The sequence below is a fragment of the Lysobacter sp. CA196 genome (assembly GCF_052078695.1).
Classification (GTDB): Bacteria; Pseudomonadota; Gammaproteobacteria; order Xanthomonadales; family Xanthomonadaceae; genus Lysobacter.
Window position 1 is genome coordinate 71815 of the sequence record NZ_JBQJIN010000027.1, and the last position, 6248, is coordinate 78062.

Genomic DNA, 6248 nt, shown 5'->3' on the forward strand with positions numbered 1-6248 from the left:
GCTTCATATCGTCGGCAAACGCTGGCGACTGTCGGCGAAGCCTTCCCACGGATCGCTGCGCAGACGCGACGCGCGGCGCAGCGCCTTGGCCAGATCGAAGTCGCTCGAAGAACGCGCACGCGAAAATTCGCCCCACCGCAGCGGCATCGCCACCGGCGCGCCCTCGCGTGCGCGCAGCGACCAACTCGCCACGCTGGTGGCGCCGCGCGCATTGCGCAGCCAGTCGATGAAGATGCGGCCCTTGCGCGCGGCCTTGGATGCGGTCGCGAGATAGCGCAGCGGCGACTGCGCGGCCATGGCGTCGGCGAAGGCTTCGCTGAAGGCCTTCGCCTCGGCCCAATCGGGCCTGGGCCGGATCGGCACCACCACGTGCACGCCCTTGCCGCCGGACAATCGCGGCCAACTGTCGAGTCCGATCTCGGCGAGCCGGTCGCGCACTTCGCGCGCGGCACGTTTGAGCTCGCTCCAGGCGATGTCCTCGGCCGGGTCCAGATCGAACACCAGGCGGTCCGGCTTGTCCGGCGCCTGCCGCTTCGCGCCCCAGGGATGGAATTCGAGAGTGTTCATCTGCACCAGCGCGAGCACGCCCTTGATGTCGCGCACGTAGACGTAGTCGGCCTGGCCGGCGGACTCGCGCAGGCTCACCGGATGCACCCCGGCGCCGAGGCTGTCGGCATGGTGTTTCTGGAAGAAACACTGGGCAGCGATGCCGTCCGGACAGCGCAGCAAGGACAGCGGACGATCCATCAATTCCGGCAGCAACCAGGCTTCGACCGCGCGGTAATAGTCGGCGACCTCGCCTTTGCTGATCTTCGCGCCGGGATAGACGATGCGTTCGGGATGGCTGAGCCGGGTCTCGCTCATCGATGTCTCCTTCGAGGGTCGGGCGCGCCGCGTTCCCGAGCGTCGCGATTTCGGCTCGGCCTGGGCGGCGGCGACGGCGGCGCTCAGGTCGGAGGCCTGCTTGTCTTCGCGCAGACGCAGAAAACTGGCCTGGCGGATCAAGCCTTCCTTGCCTCGCCCGCGCGAATGCACGTCGACGACCAGATCGGGCTCGACCCAACGCACCGAGCGCCGCGGGAACGGCACGTGTTCGGGCAGCTCCACCACCGCCTCTTCGCGGCCCAGTGCCTGCAGGCGTTTGCTCAGGCTGCGCAACACGGCATCGCTGAATCCGCTGCCTACGCGGCCGACGTACTCCAGGCCGTCGATGCCGGGACGGGCCAGCAGCAGAGCACCGAATCCATGCCGGCTGTTCTTCGGCGGGGTGTGGCCGACGACGATGAACTCCTCGTCGGCGACATGCTTGAGCTTGATCCAGGCCTGGCTGCGGCCGCCACGGTACGGCGCATCGGCGCGCTTGCAGATGATGCCTTCCAGGCCGGCCTCGACGCTCGCTGCGAGCACCTGTTCGGCCGAGCCCTCGACATGCTCGCTGAACGCCAGCGCGTGCGAGCTCGAGGCCGCCAACAGCTCGCGCAGCAAGTCGCGGCGCTGCGACTGCGCCGCGGCGCGCAGATCGATGCCGTCCAGGTACAGCAGGTCGAAGATCACATAGCGCAGGGACTCCAGTCGCCCGGCTTCGAGCAAGCGCTGCAACTCGCCGAAATCGCTGCGTCCGGTGCGGTCGGCGGCGATCAGCTCGCCGTCGAAGATCGCGCTACGCACCGGCAGGCCGGCGATGACCTCGGCCAGATGCGCAAACCGCTCGCTCCAATCGACCTTGTTGCGCGATTGCAGGCGCACCCCGCGTTGCACGTAGGCGAGCATGCGGTAGCCGTCCCATTTGACCTCGAACTGCCAATCGCCACCGCTCGGCGGGTAATCGCGCAGGGTCGCCAACTGCAATTCGATGTCCTTGGGCATCGTCACCGCGACTGCGCCGGGCAAGGCCATGGCAGCCCTGCGCCAAGCGGCCGATACGCGCCCCTTCGCCGCTGCTGCACGCGGTTTCCCGGCCGCGGCCTTTTTCGCTGCCTTCTTTGCGGCTTTCTTCGCTGCCTTCTTCGCTGCCGGTTTCGCGACCGGCTCCGCGGTCTGGACCGGTTCGTCGAGCATGCGGTCGGCATCGCTGTCGCGCACATGCTCGTCGTTGCGCTTGATCAACAACCATTGCGGTTGCTTGCCGGACGGTCGGGTGCGCACCAGGGTGAAGCGGCCGTGCAGGCGCTCGCCGTCGAGTTCGAAATCGAGCTTGCCGGCGGCGATCTGGCCGAGCGCATTCTCGTCGGTGCGCCAGGTGCCGCGATCGAAGATGTCGACATGGCCGGCGCCGTACTGGCCTGGCGGGATATCGCCCTCGAAATCGGCATAGGAAAGCGGATGGTCTTCGACCTCGACCGCGAGCCGACGCTCGCCGGCACGCAGCGACGGCCCCTTGGGCACCGCCCAACTCTTGAGCACGCCGTCGGCTTCGAGGCGGAAGTCGTAGTGGCGGGCGCGCGCATGATGCAGCTGGACCACGAAGATCGGCGCCTTGCGCCGGACGCGGCGTGCGCGGCTGCGGTCGGCGTCCGGCTCCGGGGTGGCGTCGAAGCGGCGTTTGCGGACGTAGTCGCGCAGAGTCACGGCGCAGTCCCTAGACCCGGGCCATCACGCCGACTTGCGCGCGCGCTTCTTGGTCGCCTTCGCGGTCTTCTTGGCGGCGGCCTTCTTGGCAGGGCGCTTGCCCGCGCCCTGCCCGCCTTTCTTCTCCAGGCTGCGCTTGAGCAGCTCGGCGAAGTCGATGACGTTGGTCGCGGCGTTCTCCGGCAGTTTCGATTCGTCGACGGGCTTGCCGCGCACCACCTTCTTCGACTTCACCCGTTGTTCGATGACCTTGTGCAGGCGCTGGCGGAAATCGTCCTTGTAGCTCTCAGGCTTCCACTCGCCGCTCATCGACTTGATCAGCTGTTCGGCCATCTCGACCTCGCGCGAGGAAATCTTCCACTTCGCCAACGCGCCTTCGGGCAGTTTGTAGTCGCTCGGGTCGACCAGTTCCTGGGCGTAGCGCAGGATCATCAACATCAGGGCGTCGTCGTGCGGCGCCACCGCAGCCAGGTACTCGCGGGTACGGATCACCACCCGGCCGATGCCGACCATGCCGGTGCGCTTGAGCACCTCGCGCAGCAGGACGTAGCCCTTCTCGGCTTTCTTGCCCGGTTCCAGCACATAGGGTTTTTCGTAGAACTGGGCGCCGATCGAGGCGGCCTCGACGAAGGCGTCGATGTCGACGGTTTCCTTGTGGTCGGGCGCGGCCGCGGCGATGTCGGCTTCCTCGATCACCACGTAACTGCCCTTGTCGTACTCGAAGGCCTTGACGATCTCCTTCCACGGCACTTCCTCGCCGGTCTCCTCGTTGACCCGCTCGTAGCGGATCGGCGCCTTGTTGCGGCTGTCGAGCATGCGGAAATGCAGATCGACCCGGCGTTCACCGGTCATCAGCTTGACCGGGATGTTGAGCAGTCCGAACGACAGGGTTCCGGTCCAGATCGGGCGCGCCATGGCTACCTCGCAAAGCCGGCTCGCATCGCCGGCGGGAACATCGGCCTTCGACTGTGCCGCTGCGAGCGTTGAACCGGGGTGAACGAAGGCACCTTCGTGCCGCCCTCAGCCAAACCATCAGGCGGCATGGCGCCGCCTGCGGTCTTCACGGTATTCGCAGCTCGCCGGGTCCTGACCCTGCCTCCTGCGCTGCCGCGCCGCCGCGCTGCACCGCGGCGGCCGCGACAACGCAGGGCCGCGCTCCCCAGTCATCACAACATCCGACTGCGCGCCTGCTCGGCGCGCGCCGCGCCGATCGCGGTCTCGACCTGCTTGACCTCTTCCGGCGGCGGCAACACCGCCGGCAGCCCGAGCGATTCGATCCACAGCTCGCGGGTCCAACCGGTGGTGTGGTAGAGGTGATGGTCTTCGTCGGACTCGACCGCCTCGTGAGCCTGCTTCAGCACCTCCAGGCCGTCGCCCTTCGCGTGCTCGACCAGGTGGCCGATCAGTTCCCAGTTCATATGGTCCTTGGTCTCGGCCAGCACCACGCATTCGGCTGCGACCAACTGCGCAGCGTCGGCGTCACCGGCCTTCTGCGCCATGCGGATCGCCTTTTCCAGGGACTGGCCGATATGGGCGACGACCTCGCGCCCCGGCGTGCGCTCCTTCGGGTCCAGGCCGAGCTCCTTGAACACGTTGAGCAGTACTCGCTCGTGAGTGCGGGTCTCGTCCAGATAGCCTTGCCATTCCCGGTGCAGATCGTCGTTGACCGCGCATTCGACCGCGGCCTGGTAGATCTTGATGCCGCCCTGCTCGGTCTCCAGCGCCTGATACAGCAGCTCACGGACTTGCGGGGCGTGCGGCTGAGTCTTCTTCATGGTCGGTGTCCTCATCCTCGGGAAAAGAAGGTTCATCGGGCGAGCGCGGCCTGCCGATGCGGGCGTTGCGGGCCAGGCGCTCGTAGCGTTGGCGGAACTTCTCCAGCGTGTCCTCGTCGAGTTCCTCCAGATCGAGCAAGGCGTCCTCGGCGGCCTGGGTCGCGCGTATCAACTCGTCGAGCTTGATCTGCACCGCGGCGGCGTCGCGGTTCTGCGAGTTCTGGATCAGGAACACCATCAGGAAGGTGATGATGGTCGTGCCGGTATTGATGACCAGCTGCCAGGTATCGCTGAAGCCGAACAACGGGCCGGCGACGACCCAGGCCAGCACTACCCCGATCGCGAGACCGAAACACAGTGGATGCCCGGTAAAGCGGCAGGCCGCCTTCGCGCCGCGCTCGAAAGCGTGGCGCAGGCTCATGGGCGCGAAGTCCGATGTTCGAGCCGGCTCCAGGCCGCCTCGACCACGGTGCGGGCTTCGTCCCAGTCCAGGCGCGAGGCTCCGCGGGTGCGGCGATAGCACACGCCGATGCCGTCCTGCATCTCCTCCAGGGTCCGGCCGCGGCTGCGCATATAAGCATCCAGGCCGACTTTCACCGCGGGCTCGTAGTCGCTGTAGCGCAACCCCGGCCGATCGATCAGGCCGCGATAGTGATTGCGCCAATAGGTCAGCTCGGAATCGAGGTCCAGCACTTCCAGCAAGGGCGCCGAATCCGCGGCATCGCTGGTCGACGATTCGATCGTCGAAACATCCGCCTCGTGAAAACGGTTCGCATAGACGGTCATGATCGACTCCTCAGAGCAAGAGCCCGGCGCATGGCGAGCGAACAGATGCGTGGGCAGGACCGGCAGGGTGAGCATCACCCGATGCCGCGTTGGACCGATGGACGCGATGTCCTGGCGCGGCACGCTCGCTGGTGGACGTATCGACTGCGGAACTACCTTGCCATTGCGGCACGCGAAGAAAACGTCATCGCCGGGGCGAAATATTTTCGATTCGTTCATCAAGTTCAAGGCCGTCCTTCTCGTTCGCTTAACGCTTCAGCGAGGAACGGCGACGCAGTTCGCAGTCGCGCCTATCGAGGCGACGAAATGGATCGACGGGCGCGATATGTCGACACTGGCGATGCGGGTAAATGGGTCGACGGATTGCCGTGCATCCAACAGGTCGCGCGCATTCAGGAGATCGTAGCCGTTGCGGTTGCGGTTGCCGTTGCGGTTGCCGTTGCCGTTGCCCTTGCCCTTGCCGTGCCGAGATTTTGATCCGCTTGGCTTTGTAGCTTTGCCGGTAAATCGAAGACCCGTAGGGCGGCCCGCATGGATGCGGGCCGTGCGCAAGCAGGCCATGGATGGCCTGTCTGGAGCATCCCTGCGTTGGCTTCGATCGCGCGGGCTTGTGCCCTTGCAGGGAAGGCCTCCCTTTGGTTAGCTTTGACCGAAGGAACTCCCTGTGGGACTTTTGGGCCAGCAAAAGAAAGTAACCCGGCCGCGTCAGCGGACGGAAGCTTTGCTCTTGCTTGAGGAGTGCGCCGGAGGTCGGCAGGACGTGGTCGCGGCTCGCGCCGCTCCTACCCTAGAAGCGGCGACCACGGCGCCTCAACCTCGCGGCGCTCCCGACTGGAACCAGGGTAGGAGCGGCGCAAGCCGCGACATCGTTGTTGCGGTCTCGCTTCGGATCGACCGAGCAAGATCAGGATCAGGATCAGGATCAAACGCGAAAAGCTTCCGCCACTAAAGCGGCGGGTTACTTTCTTTTGTCTAAAGCAACAAAAGAAAGGTAAGGCGGTCTCTAAGCTTAAGTGCATCACCCACCGAAGGGTTCTGCACATGGGCCACCACTACACCCACCTGAGTCCCGAAGAGCGCGGCGCCATCATGGCCTGGGTCCGCCAAGGTCTCAGCGCC

At 65.9% G+C, this 6248-nt stretch carries 6 protein-coding genes; 1 reads left to right on the forward strand and 5 read right to left on the reverse strand.

What is annotated here, in order from left to right:
* Nucleotides 1–3: 3 nt before the first annotated feature.
* From ligD to ACTOWK_RS19220, 5 genes are all read right to left on the reverse strand, one after another.
* A complete protein-coding gene (ligD, locus tag ACTOWK_RS19200; RefSeq protein WP_441331694.1) occupies nucleotides 4–2568 on the reverse strand; it encodes a DNA ligase D in 2565 nt (854 codons plus the stop codon).
* A 24-nt stretch (nucleotides 2569–2592) separates the two neighbouring features.
* Nucleotides 2593–3483 carry a non-homologous end joining protein Ku gene (gene ku, locus ACTOWK_RS19205; RefSeq protein ID WP_441331695.1) on the reverse strand — a complete coding sequence of 297 codons (891 nt, stop codon included), beginning with the start codon at nucleotides 3481–3483 and terminating at the stop codon, nucleotides 2593–2595.
* 251 nt (nucleotides 3484–3734) lie between these two features.
* Nucleotides 3735–4343 (reverse strand): hypothetical protein, encoded by a 609-nt coding sequence (locus ACTOWK_RS19210; RefSeq protein WP_441331696.1) that lies wholly within the window; start codon nucleotides 4341–4343, stop codon nucleotides 3735–3737.
* Nucleotides 4306–4764, reverse strand: coding sequence for a low affinity iron permease family protein (locus ACTOWK_RS19215; RefSeq protein WP_441331697.1), 459 nt, complete (start codon nucleotides 4762–4764; stop codon nucleotides 4306–4308). Before ACTOWK_RS19215 ends, ACTOWK_RS19210 begins: the two co-directional genes overlap by 38 nt.
* Nucleotides 4761–5129 (reverse strand): hypothetical protein, encoded by a 369-nt coding sequence (locus tag ACTOWK_RS19220; protein ID WP_441331698.1) that lies wholly within the window; start codon nucleotides 5127–5129, stop codon nucleotides 4761–4763. The genes ACTOWK_RS19215 and ACTOWK_RS19220 overlap by 4 nt, the downstream gene beginning before the upstream one ends.
* Nucleotides 5130–5159: 30 nt before the next feature.
* On the opposite strand from ACTOWK_RS19220, the gene ACTOWK_RS19225 reads away from it, so the two are divergent.
* A complete protein-coding gene (locus ACTOWK_RS19225; protein ID WP_441331699.1) occupies nucleotides 5160–5606 on the forward strand; it encodes a hypothetical protein in 447 nt (148 codons plus the stop codon).
* The last annotated feature ends 642 nt before the right edge of the window (nucleotides 5607–6248 follow it).

Bases quoted from the DNA above. Each gene is read 5' to 3' on its own strand.
- ACTOWK_RS19210 (WP_441331696.1), bottom strand. From the start codon at position 4,343: ATGAAGAAGACTCAGCCGCACGCCCCGCAAGTCCGTGAGCTGCTGTAT.
- ACTOWK_RS19225 (WP_441331699.1), top strand. From the start codon at position 5,160: ATGGCGAGCGAACAGATGCGTGGGCAGGACCGGCAGGGTGAGCATCAC.
- ACTOWK_RS19215 (WP_441331697.1), bottom strand. From the start codon at position 4,764: ATGAGCCTGCGCCACGCTTTCGAGCGCGGCGCGAAGGCGGCCTGCCGC.
- ACTOWK_RS19220 (WP_441331698.1), bottom strand. From the start codon at position 5,129: ATGACCGTCTATGCGAACCGTTTTCACGAGGCGGATGTTTCGACGATC.
- ku (WP_441331695.1), bottom strand. From the start codon at position 3,483: ATGGCGCGCCCGATCTGGACCGGAACCCTGTCGTTCGGACTGCTCAAC.